The 20,715-nt window shown below is 59.3% G+C and carries 15 protein-coding genes; 9 read left to right on the top strand and 6 right to left on the bottom strand.

Going from position 1 to position 20,715, the window contains the following annotated elements; translation table 11 throughout:
* The first annotated feature begins 32 nt into the window (after positions 1-32).
* Entirely contained in the window at positions 33-2,141 is a 2,109-nt protein-coding gene (locus tag ABI_RS22425; RefSeq protein ID WP_006275366.1) for a calcium-binding protein, read from the top strand.
* Between the two features lie 216 nt (positions 2,142-2,357).
* Here ABI_RS22425 and ABI_RS22430 read toward each other — a convergent pair whose 3' ends face one another.
* Entirely contained in the window at positions 2,358-5,180 is a 2,823-nt protein-coding gene (locus ABI_RS22430; protein ID WP_006275367.1) for a hypothetical protein, read from the bottom strand.
* 269 nt (positions 5,181-5,449) lie between these two features.
* On the opposite strand from ABI_RS22430, the gene ABI_RS22435 reads away from it, so the two are divergent.
* From ABI_RS22435 to ABI_RS22445, 3 genes are read left to right on the top strand one after another with little or no spacing between them, the layout of a single operon-like run.
* Positions 5,450-6,262 (top strand): hypothetical protein, encoded by an 813-nt coding sequence (locus ABI_RS22435; RefSeq protein WP_040309990.1) that lies wholly within the window; start codon positions 5,450-5,452, stop codon positions 6,260-6,262.
* A 59-nt stretch (positions 6,263-6,321) separates the two neighbouring features.
* On the top strand, positions 6,322-7,917 hold the full coding sequence (locus ABI_RS22440) for a DUF4331 domain-containing protein (RefSeq protein ID WP_006275369.1): 1,596 nt from the start codon (positions 6,322-6,324) through the stop codon (positions 7,915-7,917).
* 11 nt (positions 7,918-7,928) lie between these two features.
* Complete coding sequence (locus ABI_RS22445) at positions 7,929-8,171, top strand: hypothetical protein (RefSeq protein WP_006275370.1); 243 nt, start codon at positions 7,929-7,931, stop codon at positions 8,169-8,171.
* A gap of 228 nt (positions 8,172-8,399) precedes the next feature.
* On the opposite strand, the gene ABI_RS22450 is transcribed toward ABI_RS22445, so the two are convergent.
* Positions 8,400-9,227, bottom strand: a complete 828-nt coding sequence (locus ABI_RS22450) for a DUF4198 domain-containing protein (RefSeq protein WP_040309991.1) — start codon at positions 9,225-9,227, stop codon at positions 8,400-8,402.
* A 176-nt stretch (positions 9,228-9,403) separates the two neighbouring features.
* Between ABI_RS22450 and ABI_RS22455 the strand changes: the two genes are divergently transcribed.
* Entirely contained in the window at positions 9,404-9,982 is a 579-nt protein-coding gene (locus ABI_RS22455; protein WP_040310042.1) for a HupE/UreJ family protein, read from the top strand.
* The gene (locus ABI_RS22460; protein ID WP_157139082.1) at positions 9,982-10,476 is read left to right on the top strand and encodes a hypothetical protein; all 495 of its coding nucleotides are present in this window, start codon (positions 9,982-9,984) and stop codon (positions 10,474-10,476) included. Before ABI_RS22455 ends, ABI_RS22460 begins: the two co-directional genes overlap by 1 nt.
* Before the next feature lie 3 nt (positions 10,477-10,479).
* Here the strand turns inward: ABI_RS22460 and ABI_RS22465 are convergent, their stop codons facing one another.
* The 3 genes from ABI_RS22465 to ABI_RS22475 form a co-directional block, all read right to left on the bottom strand.
* Positions 10,480-11,040, bottom strand: a complete 561-nt coding sequence (locus ABI_RS22465) for a cupin domain-containing protein (protein ID WP_006275374.1) — start codon at positions 11,038-11,040, stop codon at positions 10,480-10,482.
* Complete coding sequence (locus ABI_RS22470; RefSeq protein WP_006275375.1) at positions 11,027-11,581, bottom strand: sigma-70 family RNA polymerase sigma factor; 555 nt, start codon at positions 11,579-11,581, stop codon at positions 11,027-11,029. Before ABI_RS22470 ends, ABI_RS22465 begins: the two co-directional genes overlap by 14 nt.
* A 254-nt stretch (positions 11,582-11,835) precedes the next feature.
* Positions 11,836-13,863, bottom strand: coding sequence for a TonB-dependent receptor (locus tag ABI_RS22475; protein WP_040309992.1), 2,028 nt, complete (start codon positions 13,861-13,863; stop codon positions 11,836-11,838).
* A 128-nt stretch (positions 13,864-13,991) separates the two neighbouring features.
* Here ABI_RS22475 and nikR point away from each other — a divergent pair, with 128 nt between their 5' ends.
* Positions 13,992-14,426 (top strand): nickel-responsive transcriptional regulator NikR, encoded by a 435-nt coding sequence (gene nikR / locus ABI_RS22480; protein ID WP_006275378.1) that lies wholly within the window; start codon positions 13,992-13,994, stop codon positions 14,424-14,426.
* A 100-nt stretch (positions 14,427-14,526) separates the two neighbouring features.
* On the opposite strand, the gene ABI_RS22485 is transcribed toward nikR, so the two are convergent.
* Complete coding sequence (locus ABI_RS22485; RefSeq protein WP_006275379.1) at positions 14,527-15,363, bottom strand: outer membrane protein; 837 nt, start codon at positions 15,361-15,363, stop codon at positions 14,527-14,529.
* A gap of 389 nt (positions 15,364-15,752) precedes the next feature.
* Here ABI_RS22485 and ABI_RS22490 point away from each other — a divergent pair, with 389 nt between their 5' ends.
* The gene (locus tag ABI_RS22490) at positions 15,753-18,347 is read left to right on the top strand and encodes an MGH1-like glycoside hydrolase domain-containing protein (RefSeq protein ID WP_006275380.1); all 2,595 of its coding nucleotides are present in this window, start codon (positions 15,753-15,755) and stop codon (positions 18,345-18,347) included.
* 39 nt (positions 18,348-18,386) lie between these two features.
* Positions 18,387-20,522, top strand: coding sequence for a family 43 glycosylhydrolase (locus ABI_RS22495; RefSeq protein ID WP_211211208.1), 2,136 nt, complete (start codon positions 18,387-18,389; stop codon positions 20,520-20,522).
* Positions 20,523-20,715 lie beyond the last annotated feature (193 nt).

Below are 20,715 nucleotides of genomic sequence, written 5' to 3' on the forward strand. Positions count from 1 at the left end.
ACCTCTAATTAATCAATATGGGAGGGGATGACATGAGCGGTTTGACATCTAAGACGGACAAGACGGCGCCGGTTCTGGCCGCCACGCCGGATGCGGTTCTGACTGCGGCGGTGACCGCGTCTGTCACAGAGGCCGTCTATACAGGCGGCACCGGCAACGACACCTACACCGGCGGCAATGATAACGACACCATCAATGGCGCCGGCGGCAACGACAGCCTCTCCGGCGGCGGCGGCCATGACCGGCTGGATGGCGGCTCCGGCAATGACACCCTGGTGGGTGGGGCCGGCAATGACACCTATTACACAGACGTCATCGGCGACGTCATTGTCGAGCTCGAGGGCGAAGGCCGTGATCTTGTCGTCAGCTCACGCTCATTCAACATGTCGGGTTTACTGGTCGAAGACGTGACGCTGCTGGGGTCCAGTGACTTTTCAGTCACCGGCAATGGTCTTAGCAATGTTATTACAGGCAACTCCGGCTACAACGCGCTGTCCGGCGGGGCGGGCCATGACACGATTTATGGTGGCAGCGGCCGCGATACCATAACCGGCGGCGATGGCAACGATAGTCTGGACGGAGGTGGAAGCCGAGACTCCATGACAGGCGGAGCCGGCAACGACACTTACGTCGTCGACGACAGTTCCGACAGGGTGGTCGAGCTTATCGGTCAGGGGCATGACCAGGTGTACACGACCATAACCACCAGCCTGGCGGCCTATGTCGAAGACCTGACCCTGCTGGGCACCGGCGGAATCGATGGCAGCGGCAATGCCGAGAACAATGTCGTCACCGGCAACAGCGGTAGCAACAGGTTGTTCGGCCACGGCGGCAACGATAGCCTGGACGGTGACGCGGGCGACGACCGGCTGGATGGGGGTGATGGCAATGACACCCTCCTGGGCGGCGCAGGATCTGACAGCTTACAGGGGTATGCTGGCACTGATTCTGTGTCGGGAGGCGACGGTAACGACAGCTTGTACGGCTATACCGGCGACGATACGCTCCTGGGTGAAGGCGGCAACGATTATCTGTACGGCGATGCCGGCAACGACACCCTGACGGGCGATGCCGGTAACGACACCCTTTTCGCCGGTGGCGGGCTGGACCTGCTGATGGCTGGCGCCGGGAACGACAGGCTTCAGGACAATATCGGCGAGGCCTCGACCCTAGTCGGCGGCACCGGCAATGATACCTATGCCATCTACAATGCATCCACCCTTCTCACCGAGGTCGCCGGCGGCGGCCTGGACGAGATCTGGAGTTCGCTGGCCACCTACACGCTGGGCGAACACTTCGAAAACCTCCGCATCGACGTCAACGACGGCATCGGCATCGGCAATAACAAGAATAACGTCATCACCGGCAACAACGCCGCCAACCGGCTGGATGGCGCGGCCGGCACGGATACCCTGGCCGGTCTGAACGGCAACGACACCTACGTCATCGACGGCAACGACGTGGTCGTTGAGCTCGATGGCGGCGGGACGGATCAGATATCCGCATCCTTCAGCTATGGTCTGGCCGATTTTGTCGAAAATCTCACCCTGACCGGGACCGGCAATTTGGAGGGCACCGGCAATTCGATGAGCAACAGCCTGACCGGCAATAACGGCAACAACCTGCTCAACGGCGACGGCGGCAGTGACACCATGACCGGCGGGCTGGGCAATGACACCTACTACGTTCAATCAGCCGGCGATGTCGTCGTCGAAAACGCCGGGGAAGGCCGCGACATGGTGGCCTCCTGGGTCAGCTATTCGCTGTTCGGCACAGTGGTCGAGGATCTGACCCTGATCGGCCCGGCCGGTCTCAGTGCCACCGGCAACACCCTGGGCAACACCCTGATCGGCAATGACGGCAACAATGTGCTGAACGGCATGGCGTCGCGCGACGTCCTGACCGGTGGCCTGGGGGCGGACATCTTCCTGTTCACCGCCGGCAGCGGCGGCGACCGGATCACTGACTTCAACGCGGCGCAAAACGACCGGATCGACATCAACGCCTATACGGCGGGCGTGGCCAATACCGGGATCGTCACGCAAAGCGGCGCCAACGTGATCATCGCCCTGGGCGGAAGCAATATCGTTACCGTTCTGGACGCGGTGCGGGCAGATGTGCTCAGTCATATCGTGTGGTAGCCGCAAGGTCAGACCGTCACGTCGGCCGTGTGACAGAAGATGTCGCAGCAGCTCTGAGTTTGCGTCGTGTCCCCGCGAAAGGTTCTGGCGACAGGTTCTGACTGTATATCCGTGGAAGGCGGTGGAGGCACAGTCAAGTGTGACGACTATTTCGAATGCCCCTTCGCCACTTCGCGATGTCAAAGACGCTGGTCATTTAAACAAATCGCCGCGGCGTCAAGCCGCTGACTGAGGGTCATAAGCTCTCAGGGTTCTCTGAGCCACAAATATCAATGTTCGCGTGGAAGCATGTTTCCGTGTGGTCACCCGGTTGAAAGTATGCCCCATCCATTCAATCCAGGTTCGACCAGACAGGTCATCTTCCTGCTTGAGGTTCTCGATGATTTGCTGAATGGAGTGAGCAACTTCCGGATTTGTCGACTGCGCTAGCGCCTTTATCGCTTCGACCTTCAACATGATGATCGCGTTCACCTCACTTCTGGCCTGCTTCGCTGGCCGTTCATCACGACCAGCAAAGCCCTGCCAGGCACAATCCAGCAGGATGTCGTCGCAATCGGCATCGTAAAGGTACGAAAGCGCGACAACGGAAGCCACCCGTATTGCCGCCGGACGAGTCGACTGAAGGAGTGGCTTGAGAAAATCCACGGCCCGGCCACGCAAGCCGGGGTTGCGCACGACCACGCCGGTAAGGGCTGCAAGGATGTACTTTTCAAGACCGGACACCTTTTCGATACGTCCTTTCGAAAAAGGTGCCATGTTGAGAATGGCTTCAAACGTAGCTTCCCCTCCGACACACCCGAGGCTGTGAAGAAGTGCCAAAGTGGTATAGCTCAGTCGTTGAAGATTGGCCCACTTTTCAAGCAGAAGTCGTTCGTTCTCACTGTCAATCCCCAAGACGCCCAAAAGCGTGGCCCCCTCGCCCCAGACATCGGGATCGTCGCTTTTCAGCATGGCACGATAAAGTCCGACATGTTTGCGATTGACCAGTTGCTGCAGCTCCCGTCGCGCAGCCTCGGCGATATAGTCGTCCTCGCTACTCAGGTCCTTGACTAGAAACACAATCCTATTGGCTCGGGTAAGGCCGTCGAGCTGTATTTCCAGTTCGGCGAAAATCTCGACATGGTCGGTATCTCGGATTTCGATCAACGCTTTAACGACCAGATCTGTGTCGGGGGCAATACCGTCCATCTGCTCAAGACGCAGTTGAAGCCCCTCCAGTAAGGCATTGACTATAAGCTGCCGCGCGCGCCGTGTGTGTGAAAGCGCGTCAAAATCATAACCCCTGTGGGCATAGACACTCGGCGCTTGGCGGAAAGCGGACCACATGTGGTCTAGGTCCTTGACGTCTTTATTATCCAATTCCGTTGTCAGGACTTTTGCGATGACCGCCCCAGCCAGCTGATAACCGGCGATACGCGCTGCTCCAAGGCAGATCCTGATATCGGACATGATGGCGGGGTCGAATATGCGGGAGACAACAACCATCAGACGGGCGGGATCATAGGGCGCCACCCGCTCAACGACACCCCAATCTGTCACCACCTCTAAGAACAGCTTACGTTCTTCCACGGGGTCTAGGCGATTGACGGAATCGCGGACGTCCAGAAACTCTTCGCGTTGACGCGCCTCCGCGCTGCTGCGGTTCAGCGTTTCGAACAAGATAGCAAGAATCGTTAGTTCGGCGAAAATGCGAACGGCTAGCGCAGCATGCCCCCCTAAGAGGTCGGAGTGCACGATAGGGGGCTTAACCGAGGTTTCCGCTCCGGGCAGCCATTGAAGAATCGGGACGTCCTTGACGAGTTGAGCGCCGAAATAACTCATCAGACCAAAAAGGTCGGTCAGCGTTTTCAATCCGCTAATCACCCACAGGAGGGTCGGAGCGGTAAGGAAAAACAACAGGAACACAGCAAAGAGCAGTTCTCCCCGGAGGTCACTGTCAAAATCAACCCGTGTTCGCGAGTTTCGGCCCAGTTCGTCATCCGAAGACCGGATACATTTTTGGCGATCCGCTTCAAGCCACATGGAACGGCGATATATTCCGGCTGCAACAATCACTGGGATAAGCAGGAGGAGGGCAACGACGTCGCGCGCAAGCGGAATGCTTAAAAAGTAGAGAGGAATTACCACGTCCTCTCGGCAGACCATGATCGCCAAGGAAGGAACGAAAAAGGCGGCGAAGATGGCAAGGTAACGGCTCAATATGGATTTCCAGCCGGTAAACAATTGCGCTATGTTGTCAGCCAGTATCGTATCAAAAACCGACGCCGCGCAGCGCAGCCAGTAAACTATCGCGGCTGCCACCGCCGCCGCGCGAGACCTAGCCGTAATACTTGGTTTGAGGCTGTGGCCCATCCGCGGAAATAGGACGAAAGCGATACACAATATTGCCACCACCAATATGGGCAACACACCAGGCATGTTAAAAATACGAGCGAACTCTTCGAAGGCGACGTCAAAGCCGCGCAAAAGCAGCACCGCCAATGGAAGTGCGACGACGTAGAAAACGAAGATCGGCGGCGCACTAGGACCCGTGCGGCTAATCTTTTCAGCTGCCGCCGCGACGACGGTCATAGCAAGGAGAATTATGACAAGGTAAATGAGAATAAATAGCACGAATCCAATCAGCGGATAAACCAGCGCGACGGCCCACCACTGGCTATTACGGATGCCCATATTCATGAGCGTTTTAAACAGAAACTCAAACGTGCCGAACGACGCCACATACATCGAAACGAACAGCAGCCCCAGATAAACCTTGTTGGAAATGCCAAAACCATCTTTCGAGCCAATAAAGATGACTAGGAAAGTAACCGCCATGCTGGCGCCCAAAAGCAAAACGGGAAAAAAACTCCACGTCTGTATTGGCGCGAAATCATCGGCGAACTGCGACATTTCAACGTAGATGATGAGTCCCTGGCTAACGAGCATGACAAAGCTTGTCAGGATGGCGAAGCCAAACCCTCGACCAAACCAAGAGTTGGTTTTGCGCCAGAATTTGCGCCCTAACTCCAGGCTGTTTATCGTTCCACCACCCGCCATGCGAAAAGGTTAGCAAATATTTTATGAAAGGCCACATCTCGTCGTCCAGTATCCGAATTTATTGACCTGGCTGTGGCTGCTATGCACCATCCGTAACACGCAGTTCCGAAACGTGCCTACCGTCATAGATTTGATAGGCCGGCCAACAACTCGTTCAACCACAGAGACGCTTCGCATCAACTGCCATCGCGATATGCCCCCACCATAGCCTCGAAAATGCATCTGTTTTCCCGCTTCCCCCGTAGGAGCGACATAAGGTGGGTACGCCAATGTTCAAGACGGGATGGGTTTCTTCGCCGGCAAGACGCCGTCGCCTGGTCAGACAGGCCACGGTGGCCTGTGGCGTCACGGCCGCCCACGCCCTCTTCTTCACCCTGATCTGCCTCGACATCCGGCCGCGCACCGTGGCCCATTCCGGCGTCGATGGCGCCACGGTAACGCTCAGCCTGATGGACGGTGCCTCTCAGCCGGCGACGGCCATGGCGGCGGCCGCGCCACCGCCGGCCAGCAAAGCCGAAACCGTCTCTAAATCAACGTCCGCGGAAACCATCGACGCCGCCGAGGCGACACCCGACAGCGAAAACACCCCGCCGGAAGAGGTCATGGCCACGGCCGATACCTCCCCCTTGCCGCCGGCCGACATGGCAGCGCTGGCCGCCTTCCAGATGCCGGCGTCCGCAGGCGCGCCCGGTGAAGCGTGCAACCTGACCGCCCTTCTGGCGTCGGGCTTCGCCACCAGCCCCGCCGTCAGCCAGGGCCTGGCCGGCCTGCCTTTGGAACATCGCTCGGTGGCCAACGCCATCATGCTGTGGGACGGCGGCTGGCCCGACGACACGCACTCGGGCGGCAAGGCCTTGCTGCGGGCGCTACTGATCAAGGCCGTGTCATCGGCACCTGAGGCCTGCCTGGACCAGGCCCAGCGCGGGCCTGTGCTGTTCTTCGTCCCCGACAACGGCATGACCGCCGTACTGGCCGTCGGTTCCGGTGAATGGCGCTGGGGCGACCTGATCGTCCCGGAAGCCACCAACCCGGGCGGCAATTATTTTCTCACCCTCGCATCCGGAATCCCGACCACCCCGTAATTCCGGACAGGGCCAACAAGACACACACAGTTGATCGTAGAACGATCAGGAGGGTTTTCGTGATAAGTCTGAAACGTCGTGGCATCGCCATTCTCACCACAGCCAGCATTCTCAGCCTGACGGCAGCTTTGGCGCCAGCCATGGCCTCAAGCCACCGTGAAGCGCCGGGCATCACCAAGTCGCCAAAGGTCGACGCGACCGACTTCTACATGTTCCGCAGCTACGAACCGGGTCGCGAGGACTATGTGACCATTCTGGCCAACTACCAGCCGCTTCAGGAACCGGGCGGCGGTCCGAACTACTTCACCATGGACCCGGACGCGGTCTATGAGATCCACATCGACAACAACGGCGACGCCAAGGAAGACCTGACCTTCCAGTTCAAGTTCAACACGCCCCTGGTCAACGACACCGGCATCACGTTGAACATCGGCGGCACGACCAACGCCATTGCGCTGCGTGACGCCGGCCCGATCAGCCAGGCGCCGACCGATGCCACCCGCGCCGATACCGAAAACTACACCTTGACCCTGATCACCGGCGATCGCCGGTCGGGCAGCAAGGCCGCGGTAGGTAACGTCACCGCCGGTGGCAACACGTTCGCCAAGCCGTTCGACAATGCCGGGACGAAAACCATCGCCAACTACGGCGCCTATGCCAGCAAGTTTATCTACGCCACCTCGATCCCCGGCTGTTCAGCCCAGGGCAAGGTGTTTGCGGGTCAGCGCGCCGAGGCCTTCGCGGTCAATCTGGGTCCGATCTTCGACCTGGTGAACTTCGTGCCGATCGAAGGCGACAGCGCGCCGGGCGCCGGCGACGGCGGCGGCTTCCCAGGCGGCATCACCCAAAAGCGCTCGAACGACGACCTCTATGGCAAGAAGAACGTCACCACCCTGGCCATCGAAGTGCCAATATCGTGCCTGAAGGGCGCCGGCAACGGCGTCGTCGGTGGCTGGACGACGGCCAGCCTGCCCCAGGCCCGCCTGTTGGCGCCCAACGCCACCTACAAGCAGCCGTCGGTCTCTGGCGGCGCCTACACCCAGGTGTCGCGCCTCAGCATGCCCCTGGTCAACGAGTTGGTTATCGGTCTGCCCGACAAGGACAAGTTCAACGCCTCCTCGCCGTCCGGTGATGCCCAGTTCGGCGCCTATGTCACCAACCCGACCTTCCCGGCCATCGCCAACCTACTCTTCCGCGATGCTGTCAATGCCACCCTGGGCACCAATATCGCCGACCTGGCGCCGACCAACTTCCCACGTAACGACCTGGTCGCGGCCTTTTTGACTGGCGTGCCGACCCTGAACCAGCTGTCGACGGTCACTCCGTCGGAAATGCTGCGGCTCAACACCGGTGTCGCCGTCACCGCCCGTGCCAACCAGAAGAACCTGGGTGTCGCCGGCGACGACCTGGCCGGCTATCCCAACGGCCGCCGTCCGGGTGACGACACGGTCGACATTACCCTGCGCGTCGCCATGGGCGCGCTGTGCCACCCGATCCCGATCAACGGCACGCCGACCAATCTCGGCGTCTGTACTCCGGCTCAGGCTTCGGTCGGCACGGTTCCGTTCACCGACGGCGCCCCGCTTTCGGCCACCGACCTCGGCAATGCCTTCCCCTATCTCAACACGCCCATCCCGGGCTCGCCCAACGACTAAGGACCTGAGCCATGAAAAAACTGATTATAGTTTCGCTGATCCTCGGCGCAGCGGCCGGCCTGGCCGCCTGCGGTGGGGGCAGCAGCGGCGGCTCAACCGTGGTGGTGACACCACCTCCGCCGGCCGACTCGAACGTCAAGTTCGGTGCCGGTTTTGCCGCAGCCTTCAAGGCCGATCCCAACTCGACCCCGGCAGCGGTGTCGGCTTCGGATGTGGTGCCCGTCGATCCGGCGGCCAAGCCGACGGACCTCTAGGCCCGCGGGTATCGCTAAAAAAGGCCCGCTTCCGGAAGGAGGCGGGCCTTTTGTATGTAGACTAGTCTGAAAAGCCGCGAAGCGGCACCAAAGACAAGTGGATCCACAGATTACGCAGATTAGAGGGATAAGGAGAGGCGTTCTCTCTTACTTAATCTGTGAAATCTGTGTAATCTGTGGACCACCTTAACTATAGATGCCGCTTCGCGGTGCACTCATGCCAAGTCGCTACTGTACTGGCGTAAACCCAAGCGTCAGGCTGGAAAAGATCGTGTCGAAGTCCACCTTGGGATTGCCCTGCACAGGCTTTGTCCATACCACATTCAACTGCCAACTCCCGGTCTTCGGGATCTTGAACACCGCCCGCCCTGCCGCGTCCGTCGTCATCACCTCCAGCGGCCGGGAATCGAAATCGAGATTGTTGATCCGCACCATGGCGCCCGCCAATGGCTGGCCCTGGTAATAGACCCGCACCGGCAAGCGGCCGGTAAACTCCGGCGCATAAGGATTGACCTCCGGCACGATCTCCAGCGCCAGGCCCAGCTGGCGCGTCGCAATCGCATCATCGGCCTTGGCGTAATCCCCCACCTGAACCAAAGCCTTGGCCCGCCGGCTATAGGTTTCGCGGCCCGGCGCATTGACCGCTTTTTTCTGCGCCCGCCAGGTGATGGCCGGCGTCAGCCCCTCGGCTTTGAGATAGTCGTTGAACCGCAGTGCTGGCAACTCGCTGTAGGCGCCGTCCGTCTCAAATGCCAGAAGCTGCAACCCGCGCGCCGGGAACTTCAGGACCGTATCGGCATTGGCGTCGCCCATCCGCAATTCGCTGCGCCGGTCAGCCTGACCGGCGACCGACAGGCTGTCGAACCTGACCACACGATTGCGCGCAATCAGCGATTTCTGGCGGTCATTGCCATGGCCGACTTGAAACGTCATGGGCGTCGCGGCGCCCGGCTTAAGACGGAACCGTTCCGGCTGGAGCCAGAAATCATGCGCCATGGCCGGCAAGGCTGCACCGGCAATCGCCAGCGCCAGAGCAAATCTCCATGCCCGCCTCATCGCTTTTCCCCTCTGCTTCGTATAGGAATCCAAAGAACCATAGCGGGAAATCGTCGATGTCATCAGCCAGCCCTCGTTCGCACCTCCGGGCATCACGTCAGGTCCCGGCTTCCTTTCTTACGAACGAACCGCGCCGCCGGCCGCATGACGACGAAAATTTATTGGCCCTGGGCCGCATGGGCCTACTCGTAATTCTTGCGAGCCTGACAATCGCCACCCCGGCCCTTGCCCATGACGGCACGGGACTGGCCGGCGGTTTCATATCCGGCATCCTGCACCCGTTGACCGGATGGGATCACCTGCTGGCCATGGTGGCGGTCGGGTTATGGGGCGCCATCCTGGGCCGGCCGCTGATCATCGCCTTGCCGGTTATCTTCCCGGTGATGATGGTCGCCGGCGCCTTCCTCGCCATGGTCAACATCCCCCTGCCGCCGGTTGAAATTGGCATTGCGCTTTCGGTCGTCATCCTGGGTGCCGTCATCGCCTTTCGTTACGCCGCGCCGGTCTGGCTGGCCTGTACCATCGTCGCCATCTTCGCCGTCTTCCACGGCTATGCCCACGGCATGGAGCTGCCGTCCGCCGCCGATCCCGCCGGCTACAGCACGGGCTTCGTCCTCAGCACCGGCCTGCTGCACGTTGTGGGGATCGGCATCGGCCTGATCGACCGCCATGAGACCGGCCGCAAAGCCGTCCGCGCCTTGGGCGCCCTGATCTCGATCGCCGGCTGCGTCTTTCTGTGGCGGGCCATCGCCTGATGCGCGATCCCCTGCTGCCAGAGATCATGCTCGCCGCCGCCCTGGGGCTGGCCCTGAGCTATTACAGTCGCGGCACAGCCTTCCGGGCAGTCGTGATCTTTATCGCCGCCGCCGTAGCCGCTGCGCTGCTCCCCCTGCCCGGCTTCACGTCGGAGATCGCCTTTGCCGCCGCCTGGCTCAGTGTCGCTGTGACCGCGGCAAGCCTCCACCTACGCGAAACCTGGCGGCTGCGCGCCGGTCCATGGCTGGCATGGGGCCTGGCGCTCAACGCCGGTCTCTGGGCCGGCCTGCTCAATCAGATGTCGCTGTCGCCGTCCGGCCTGGCCTTCGCCCTGCCCTTCGTGGCTCTGATGCTGCCGGGCGCCTGGCTGGTTGGCCGTGGCTGGGGGATTGCCGTCAAGGTCGCGGCAAGTTGGCTGATCGCCATCGCTGTGCTTCAAATCGCATTGGGCTTCGTGCCGACACCAGGCTACGAAGCCGATCACATGGAATAGGCACTAAGCCTGAATCTGCATATCCCCGCGCAGATAAACCAGGGCACCATGGCGGCTGCTCAGCAGTCCGTGGCGGGCCTCCGGAAAGGCCATATGCATGTCACCGGCGCGGATCGGCACACCGTCAATCTCGATCTCGCCCTCCAGCACCAGGCATTCCTCGATCACGCCATGACCGTGATTGCCGACACTGGCGCCGGGCGCCAGCCGGTACAGGACGCCGCTAATCGTCGCGGCCTTGTCGACGAAGACGATCTTGCGGTCGATGCCGGGAATGAAGGCCTCCCACGCCAGTTCGGCCGTGCGGATCGTCCGCGTATGGGGCGACCTACTCTCATCGTCGATAGCGCTTTCGATGCGGTCCCACAGGTCAGCCGGCAGCGCTACGTTCGCAGCACCGGGTTCGAAACCGGAAAACACAATATCGTAGCGGCCGACTTCCGCCGCGAAAACCGGATCGCTATCGATACGGGCTTCGGCGGAAACAATTTCGGCAAGCGACGCTATTCCCAGGGCGTAACGCGCCGCCAGGTAGCTGTCCGAAATGTCGTCATGTTCGCTCATCGATACTCAAAGACTCTTTCAGTTGCGCCAGGCCGCGGCGGACCCAGCTTTTGGCGGTGCCGACCGGCACCTTCATTTCCTCGGCCAATTCCTCATGGGTCAGGCCGAACACGTAGCATAGCTGCAAGGCACGATGGACATCCGGACGGAGTTCCTTCAGGCACTTGCGCACCGATATATAGTTTTCCGTGTTACCAATACCAACATAAATATCCGTTTCGCGCTCGACGCTCGCGACATCTTCGAAGGTGCCCACGGTTTCTCTGTAGGAAATGCGCAGCCGGTCAATCGCCTTTCGCCGGGTGATCGAAAACAGCCAGACCTCGGCATTGCCGCGACGGACGTCGAACTGGTGCGCCTTGCGCCACACGGTAACAAAAACGTCCTGCAGCAGGTCCTCTGCCACATCCCTTTGTCTTACCATACGAAGAAGGACGGAAAACAGACGCCCCGACATAAGATTATATAGCGTTTTCAACGCTGGCTTATCGCCCTTGGCGACATTCTCGACCAGACCGTTGAGATTATCAACATCAGCCACGCGCGACCTCGCTGCAGTGACCGGCTTGGCGTAAGGCGCGTCTATGACCGTTATCATCCCAGCCTGTCCCGTGAACCCACGCCATTTCCCCTTCCCCGCCGTAAATATTCAATGTGGCCTTGCCGGCAAAGGAGTAGAGCATGACGGGTGCAACACGAAGGGCGGACGAAAGCCATCGCGGAAATCCGGACAGCAGACAGATACGTTCGAAATCGCGCCGAGGATCTGTCGCCGGAAAAATAAAATGCAGCTTGTCAGCCGACAGGTATCCGCAGCGACAGGCGCAGGGTCCGCGGCTCGAACGGATGGACGTGATGATCATCAACACCCTCGGCCGGCTCCCCCGGCAGGCGCGAGGTGTAATAATACTGGATGTCGTTGCCACGACTGTCCAGCAGGTTCAGCGCTTCCAGCTTCACACTGAACCGGCCAAAGTCGTAGTCGATCAAGCCATTGACGAAGGTCGTCGCCTTCGACCGTTGCGAATTGTCCTCGATCAGCGGCGCCGGGCCTAAGGTGCGCACAGTCACGGTCGTTGTCAGGCGCGGAGTCAGTCGGGCGGTGATCCCGCCGGTAACCACATATTCCAGCGCATTGGGGATGCGATCACCGTCAGGCGGATCGCCCGCATAGCGGGCATGCGACGCCGCCGCCGTCAGGTTGATGTCGAGACGCGAGTGCGGGCTGTAACCAAACAAAAGCTCCAGCCCCGTCCGATCGGTAGCGTCGGTGCTGGCCGTGTCGCCGCCGTCGCCGATATAGACCAGTTCCGAATCGAGATGCAGCGCCCATAAGGCCGCCGTTGCCGTAAAGCCGCCGGCGCTGTAGCGCGCCCCCAGTTCTCCCCCGCGCGACGCCGCGAACAGATCGACCGTCGGCGCCGGATCGTCGCTGCCGGGAATGACGGTGATGGTGGCGCCGCGTATGTCGTTGGAGTGGAACCCGCCGCCGGCATCGCCATACAGTTCCACCGTCTCCGACACCCGCCACGCTGCGGTGAACTTCGGACTAAGAAGGACGTCGTCGGCCTTGCCGCTGTTGCGGGCATCGTCCGAGCGAACCTCGCCGCCGATCGCATCCATACGCAAGCCCCCCGTCACCCGCACCGGCCCAAAGGCGCGCGTAGCATCCGCGAACACCGTCGCGGAATATTCCCGCACCCGGTCTTCGCGCACGGTCGACAGAACCTGACGCTGTTTGGTGTTATACAGCCCCACCCGGCCGATGTCATCGTAACGGAACTCCGCCCCCGTCCGTACCGTGAACCCGGCAAGTGGCTGCGCCCACGTCTTGATCACCGATCCGCCGTGAACCCAGCGCTGATCCGACTGCTGGAACTGATCGCCATTGACCGGATCGTTGAGGAAATAGCTGAAATTGGAAAACAGATCGAGGCTATAGCGCTGAGTATACAGCCTGGCCTCCAGCCCGTCCGGACCATGATAGCCCAGCGACAGAATGTAGCGCGACGTCTCACCGCCATCGCTGGTGTCGATAGCGCCCAACCGCGAGATCAGCCCACTTTCGATAGCGCGCTGCGGCACCTGGTCAGTGGCATTGGTGTGAGCGTCATAGGCCAGCCCGGTCAGCGACCAGTTGCCCCAGCCAACGCGGCCGGTGATCGCCAGCTTACGCAGGTTGTCGGGATTGTCATACGGCCCGCGTGAATGCGTGTAATCGACCGCCAGGAAGCTGCGTTCGCCCACCCCCGCCACGCCCAGCACGCGGTTATAACCAGCCTCGCCGGTCGTCAGTTGGACATAGGAGGGTGTACCGTTGGCGAACGTTTCGAACTGGGCCCCGCCGGCATTGGAAAAGTCGCCCAGGACGGCGTGATAAGGTCCCTTGCGGTAGGTAATGGTCTCGATGACTTCAGGCGTGATTCCGTTGAGGTCGAGATACCCCTGACCGTGACCATGGCTGCGCAGGTTCAGCGGCACGCCGTCCAGCGACACCGAAAAATCGGTCCCGTGGTCGAGGTTGAACCCGCGCAGGAAATATTGGTTGGCCTTGGTACTGCCGGAATGCTGGGTCGCCGCCATGCCGGGCACCACCTCGACCAGTTCGCCTGGCCGGGTCAAAGGTCGATCGTCAAACCGCGCAAACGACACAACCCCTTCGCTGGCCGACTGGGCGACGCCGATCTCATTGCGGCGCTTGCCGAAAACGTGAACCGGTTCACCGGCTGCAACGATCTCTTCTTCGGCGGCAGGCGTCTGAGCCATGGCGGGCAAGGCGACACTGGCCATCAACAGGCTCAGCCAAAAAGATCGACGACACATATCCGGCCCCGTATGAAGTTTGCTTCAATTGTTCATACGGATGGCTTGCCGGGATGGACGCAGGCGAATTTACTTTATTGCCGAATTGATCATAGGATCGCCGCACCGGGAAAAATACGAGGTCTGTCATGCAGCGCGTCACCATCTCCATCGACGACGACCTGTCGCAGGATTTCGATCGGCTGACCCACGAACAGGGCTATACCAGCAAGTCGGAAGCCATCCGCGACCTGATCCGCACGGCGGTGGCCGCGCGGCCCAACCTGCCGGTGGAGGGCGCTTGCGTGGCCAGTCTGTCGTATGTCTACGACCACCATGTCCGCGCCCTGGCCCAGCGGCTGATCGAACTGCAGCACGATCACCACGACATTGTGGTGGCGACGACTCACATCCACCTCAACCATGACTCATGTCTGGAGACGGTGATCCTGAAAGGGCCGGCGGGAGCGGTCCGCGCCCTCGCCGACGCCATTCAGTCCCAGCGCGGCGTCCGCTTTGCCACGCTCAACGTCATCGGCGTGACGGCGGTGCACAGCCATGACCATGGCCACCATCACGCCTGACCATTCTCATCCTCCCCCGCTCGCGGGGGAGGTGCTGAGCAAGTGAAGCCGAAGGCGAAACGCGTCGAAGCGGAGGGGGCGCCGGGAGCTCGGAAAGCCCCTACCCGCCGAACTGATAGCGCAGGCTCAAACGCAATGTATCGATTTCGATCTTGTCGCTGGTCCGGCGCATGTCGGTGCCGGACGAATTGACGATCAGGAAAGGATTGGAATTGAAGGTATTGGCACTGGGCCCAGCGCGCACAACCACAGCCGGCTCATCCTTCAACGACGTGCGCAGATATTCAATGCCACCGATCCAGCGCCCGCTGATGCGCTGCTCGATGCCGAGCCCGACCTGATAACCATCGCTGTCATCGCCATCCGTCGCCGTGAAGCTGTTCAGCGCATTGCTGGTCCGAAACGTACGTTCGATATCGGCCTGAGCATAGCCTGCGGTCAGATATACCTGCCAGTCACCCATCACATAACCGGCCTTCCCCCTCAACGCATTGATGTTTTCGATATCACGGGTGAAAACGTAATTGGCCGGCGTGGTTGAAAAGGCGGTGACGCTGTCTTCGAAATTGGCGTTAGTGACCTCGCCGACAACGCCGAAAACCCAGTTGCCGACCTGCCAGTCATAGCCGGCGCGCAGGCCGATACCGGCCTCTTCGCGTTGCTTGGCGCAGCCCTCACCGGGCGTGCGGCCATTGGCGGCGCCGGTGCAGAAGCCAGGCGAAAACGCATTGGCGCCGGCAAAGGTGTTGACCGTATCGCCGTACGCACCATCGAGATTGGTATCGAATTCGACGGTTTCATTATCGTCAGCGATGTTGCTCATGCCGGCGGCGACCCCGACATAGGGTCCTGCCCAATCCTGCGACCAGGCCGCGGGCGCACCCGCAGCCAGCATGCCGGTCGCGATCAGAGTAACGGTCAACTTGGTCGTTTGCATGGGATTGCCCTGTCTGTGCTGGATGGAAACCTGAGGCGGCTTATCGCAACTACGGGCGGGAGACGGTTTCAGATGCAAAGCAAGGGATGAGAAAAGTCTGGTAGACGAACGTCGCCGAAAAGACCTCAAAGCAGCAGAGACCTCCGCATACCACTGAACGGAATTTCGGGGCTGAGACGGGGAAAACTTTGGTTCCCGAACGTCACAAATAGGCAGTGACAATTGGAGCCGGGGTGGGGGGATAGAATCGAGGGAGCGAGCGACGCGCCGACCTCTGGGAGCCTAACAACAGGGAGGCGCTACGCCACGCCTCAGCAATTGACAATCGAAAGACATAATATACGGTATACAATCAAACCTCTTTCCTTGTTCGTAGCCGAGGCAATCTCATGAAAAAAATCAACCAAAAATGGTTGCCGATATCTTCCGCGATATCACTACTGGTTGCCTGTCCGTTCATGTCTCACGCAAACATCCAGGCTGACGCTTCAATTCCGTCCGTTGCGCCAACGCGAGACAGCGAGATTCTTGACCGTGTCGAGATCCTGGAAAGGATGACATTTCTCGATAATCGTGACTGGGCTTGGTACAAAAAGAATGTCCCTTTTCTGGAAACGCCAGATTCGGAGATCGACGCGACCTACTATTACCGCTTCGATATGATGACGAAGCACTTCGTCTACGGGTCTCCGGAACACGGATATGCGGTAACAGAATTCATTGATCGGCCAGCGTGGTCCGGGACCTATGGCGCGATCGTCGCCCCCGTCGGTTTACAGTTTTCTGACATGCGATGGCTAAGGGATCAGCGCGTTACCCGCGATTATGCCCGATATTGGTTCAATGTCCCCGGCGCTCTGCCGCGCGCCTACAGCAACTGGTTTGGCACAAGCATGTGGGGCCTCTATGAGGCCTGGGGCGACCGGGCGTTCATTCAATCGATCCTGCCTGAAATGAAAGCACAATATGAAGGCTGGGAGCAGGAGCACTTTGACGCCAAGGCGCAGATGTTCGTCTGGAACGGCATGCAGGATGGCATGGAAACCAACATCAATTCTCGCCTCACCAAGGACTGGTTCCGGGGTGCAGAGGGTTATCGGCCTACGCTCAATGCCTATATGTATGGCGATGCCTTAGCGATTTCTCGCGCCGCAGAACTCACTGGTGACACGGCCACCGCCAAACTTTACGCTGACAAGGCCTCCGCCTTGAGGGATAGGGTGCAGACCCGCCTGTGGGATCCCAAACGCCAGCATTTTTTCCATATGTTCGCCAATGATGAACAGGGCGGGATCAAAGCCAATAGCCTGACCTACCAAACAGGCACTCATGCTGGCAGTCCATATGGCCGCGAACTGATAGGGTTTGTCCCGTGGCAGTTCAACCTGCCAGACCCAAAAGCCAAGGAAGACTACGCGGCCGCTTGGAAAACGCTCATGGACCCAAATGGGTTCTTCGCGCCCTACGGACCGACAACGGTCGAGCGCCACGATCCGCAGTTCAAGATAACACCACGCTGCTGCGTCTGGAGCGGCGATTCATGGCCTTACGCTACTGCTCAGACCCTTGAGGCGATGGCCAACCTGCTTAACAATTATGAGCAGGACTATATCACCAGGGCCGACTATCTGAAACTTTTGAAGGTCTTTACCGTCACCCAGCGCCACGAGGGCAAGCCTTACATAGCCGAAGCCGCCAATCCGGATACCGGTGCCTGGCAGATTGTGGATGGCCATAGTGAGCACTATTTCCACTCTTCCTACATCGATCTCGTCGTTACCGGACTGGCCGGCTTACGCCCTCGTGCCGATAATGTCCTGGAGGTAAATCCCCTCTTTCCTGGGGACTGGGCTTATTTTGCCCTGGATGGCGTTTCCTATCACGGCCACGATGTCTCGATACTGTGGGACAAGGACGGAACGCGCTACAACAAGGGCAAGGGTCTGACTCTGATCGTTGACGGCAAGATCGCCGGCAACGCGCCCACCTTGCAAAAGCTTGAGGTCGCCATACCGGCCCCAGTGCCTGCCTCACCGACCGACAACGCCATTAACTTCGCGGTCAATAATGAAGGTAGCTATTTTCCCAATTTTTCGGCGTCTTTCAGTGATCCCAAGACGGCTTTGCAACGCCTCAATGACGGAGTTGCCTGGTATCTTAATGCCCCGCCCAACCGCTGGACGACAGAAGGTTCGCCCAATACGTCCGACACCCTCGTGATGAACTTCGGGACCACCCGGCCGGTGTCGTCGCTTAGCCTCTACTTTCTGGATGATGGCGACACATTGCGCCCCCCCAAGGCGTATGAGGTAGAATACTGGAAAGACGGCGCGTGGCTTAAGGCATCGGGCAGCACAAGATTTCCCGAAAAACCTGAAGGTCGCCGGCCGAATATCGTGTCCTTTGCCAACCCCGTGTCGACGGAAAAGTTCCGCTTCACCCTTATACACTCGCCAGGCGCCTTTACCGGTCTTTCTGAGGTCGAAGCCTGGGGACACGACACCCTGCCCTTGTCCGCGCCCACGGCTGAGATTGATGATCTGGCCTACAATCCCGGAAGCCAGCAATACCCAAAAGCAAGTGCTTCCTATACTTCGCCCTTCGACAGGATCGAAGAGGTGAATGATGGGAAGGTCTTTTTCTCCTCGAATTCGAGGAACCGGTGGACGGCCTTTGAATCGCCCAATGATACGGACTGGGTGCAAATTGACTTTGGCGCGGAAAAGACGGTCGGCCGCGTTGACCTTTATATTTTTGGCGACGACGGCGGAGTTCGCGCCCCCCTTGGCTACGCCCTGATTTACTGGGACGGGACCGCCTGGAAGCCACTTGATATTGCGTCCCGGACACCCAAGGAGCCGACAGCGGGCACCGTAAACAGCATAAGCGTCTCACCTGTGAAGGCCCGCAAGGTGGGTGTCATATTTAAACATGACTCACCCGGTCGCACGGGCCTTACCGAACTCATGGTCTTTGAGAAGTAAAGCCAAAGCCGGCTTCCAACGCGAAAAATGGACAGTTTTATGATGACCAAGACAACGCAGCTAAAGCTGGCGGTCGCAGCACTGGCGCTTCTTTGCGGACATGCAAACGCGCAAGAACTGAAATTAAATGTTTCCGGTACGTCAAAGGCCTGGGACAACCGTGTCAATCCTGACTACCCGATCGGGATTGATGAGGGCTCTTCCCCGGCAGTTGCCAGGGGACTATCACTGAGGGCCGGAGAAAAGATCCATATCACAGCGACCGGCGGAACTCAGACCTTCCCAAATGGCACAAGGATCGGGCCTGAAGGGCAGCAGGATTATACTGCGGATGACTATCCCGGCGGTTCCGGACGCTTCTTCCCCAGCAAATATGTGGACCCAAGCGATTTCCCGGCCTTTCTGAATCAACTGATCGGCGTGTTTGTCGATACCAGGGGGCGCATTGTCGGCAAACCCTTCCCGGTTGGCACAGACTGGAAGGGCCTCGTCCCGAAGGGCGCCGTGAAGCTGCAATTCGGCATAAATGACGATGTTCTGAACGACAATTCCGGCGAGATCTCCGTCGTAATTTATCCCAAGGCCAATTTCCCTGACAGCGATCTGGCGAGGCTTGCGCCCACACCGCCCCCGCCGCCACTCATACTTGCGCCCTACCCTGAACGGTTGCCGGCGCCGATCGCCCTTCGTCCGGCCTATAATACGCTCATTGCAGACGGCAGCCGTTACTCTGCAGACCCCGCCCCCCTTGTGGCCAATGGTAAGTTTTACATCATCTCCGGACGTGATGAGGCCTCCATCGATGCGGGCGGCTTTGTCATGTACAATTATCAAATCTTTGAAACGGATGACCCGGCTACAAAGAACTGGAAACTCTACCCTGACATATTGCGCCCCGAGAAAGTCTTCGCCTGGGCCGAAGAGGATGGTGCCTGGGCGTCGCAGATCGTTCAAGGGCGAGACAAGCGCTTCTACCTGTATGCCCCGGTCAGGGAGAAGAACTGCAAGGCGCGCAATTGCATGGGCATCGGTGTAGCCGTAGCCGATGCACCGCTTGGTCCCTATCAGGACATACACCCGGAAGGGCCAATTCTGTCCCAGACGACGCCTGTCAGGAACCAGATCGAAAATATTGATCCGACCGTTCTGATCGACGACGACGGGCGCGTCTTTATCTATTGGGGCACGTTTGGCAGACTTAAAGGCGTCGAACTAGAAAAAGACATGAAGACGCCCAAGGGAAATCCAATCGACGTCAACACCCTGACCGGCTTCTTTGAAGCCCCTTGGATCTTCAAGCGCGAGGGCACCTACTATATGGCCTATTCGGCCAATAATGCTGGGCCCAACTCGCCCTGCACGGAAGCGGTTTATCATGCCTGTCAGGCCTATGGCACCGCGTCATCTCCCTTGGGGCCCTGGACCTATCATGGTGTATTCCTGTCCCCCGTAACGTCCGCGACCTCCCATGGAGGTATCGTGCCTTTCAAGGATAAATGGTATCTGGCCTATCACAATGGCGACGCCAAAGACGGCAGTCATTTCCGCCGCAGCGTTGCTATTGACGAAGTGTTCTGGGACGACACCGTGTCGCCACCCGCCATCAAAAAGGTTGTGCAAACACGGCAACCCGTTGACTCGACGCCGACAAACAATATGGCCGTAAGCGCACGCATTACGGCATCTAATATGCCATTGCCGGTTCAGTTCCGCCTTCGGGCATTGAATGATGAGAAAACCCCGCCGGCCCCCTTACCGCCCGATATGTGGGGGAACTGGACGGGCCGAAACGATACCCCAACAGGTTGGATTGCTTACCAATGGGATAAGCCTGTTACTGTAGATGCGACGAAAATCTACTTCTGGGGCGATCAGCCGACCGGAGCGGGCACAGGTGTTGCCATTCCTAAGTTTTGGCGCATTGAGTACTGGGACGAAGCCGAATGGAGGTCCGTCACGGCAAATGGCCCTTACACGACGGTGTCAGGGGATTACTCAATGGTGTCGTTCAAACCCATAACGACCCGCTGTATCCGTGCGGTGTTGGACGCATCGACCGACGCCAAATCCTACGCCGCGTTCGGAGTCTTGGAATGGCAGATGTTATCTCCCAATGAGATAGTAAGACCACTTTCAGCGTCACCGCTGAATGCGACTTCAAACTGCACGCAATAAAGCGAGAGTTTGCTGAAGCAGCGTTCAACGAGATTTCTTTCCCTGTCGCCCCTGCCTCTGAAGGTAAAGCTGTCTTTGCGATCCAACTTACCAGGGCTATTGGTCAGGCTTTGTTGTCATTCGCCGGCATCCGCAGGGCGTTCGTGTCACAAGCCTGGAGCGCACCCCAAACGGGGCCACGCACTTTTTTGGG

Origin of the sequence: Asticcacaulis biprosthecium C19 (assembly GCF_000204015.1) — a bacterium.
GTDB classification, from domain to species: domain Bacteria; phylum Pseudomonadota; class Alphaproteobacteria; order Caulobacterales; family Caulobacteraceae; genus Asticcacaulis; species Asticcacaulis biprosthecius.

Coding starts and splice junctions, on each gene's coding strand:
- ABI_RS22425 (WP_006275366.1), top strand. CDS start 33: ATGAGCGGTTTGACATCTAAGACGGACAAGACGGCGCCGGTTCTGGCC.
- ABI_RS22495 (WP_211211208.1), top strand. CDS start 18,387: ATGATGACCAAGACAACGCAGCTAAAGCTGGCGGTCGCAGCACTGGCG.
- ABI_RS22490 (WP_006275380.1), top strand. CDS start 15,753: ATGAAAAAAATCAACCAAAAATGGTTGCCGATATCTTCCGCGATATCA.
- ABI_RS22485 (WP_006275379.1), bottom strand. CDS start 15,363: ATGCAAACGACCAAGTTGACCGTTACTCTGATCGCGACCGGCATGCTG.
- ABI_RS22455 (WP_040310042.1), top strand. CDS start 9,404: ATGGGCCTACTCGTAATTCTTGCGAGCCTGACAATCGCCACCCCGGCC.
- ABI_RS22445 (WP_006275370.1), top strand. CDS start 7,929: ATGAAAAAACTGATTATAGTTTCGCTGATCCTCGGCGCAGCGGCCGGC.
- ABI_RS22475 (WP_040309992.1), bottom strand. CDS start 13,863: ATGTGTCGTCGATCTTTTTGGCTGAGCCTGTTGATGGCCAGTGTCGCC.
- ABI_RS22430 (WP_006275367.1), bottom strand. CDS start 5,180: ATGGCGGGTGGTGGAACGATAAACAGCCTGGAGTTAGGGCGCAAATTC.
- ABI_RS22450 (WP_040309991.1), bottom strand. CDS start 9,227: ATGAGGCGGGCATGGAGATTTGCTCTGGCGCTGGCGATTGCCGGTGCA.
- ABI_RS22465 (WP_006275374.1), bottom strand. CDS start 11,040: ATGAGCGAACATGACGACATTTCGGACAGCTACCTGGCGGCGCGTTAC.
- ABI_RS22460 (WP_157139082.1), top strand. CDS start 9,982: ATGCGCGATCCCCTGCTGCCAGAGATCATGCTCGCCGCCGCCCTGGGG.
- ABI_RS22435 (WP_040309990.1), top strand. CDS start 5,450: ATGTTCAAGACGGGATGGGTTTCTTCGCCGGCAAGACGCCGTCGCCTG.
- nikR (WP_006275378.1), top strand. CDS start 13,992: ATGCAGCGCGTCACCATCTCCATCGACGACGACCTGTCGCAGGATTTC.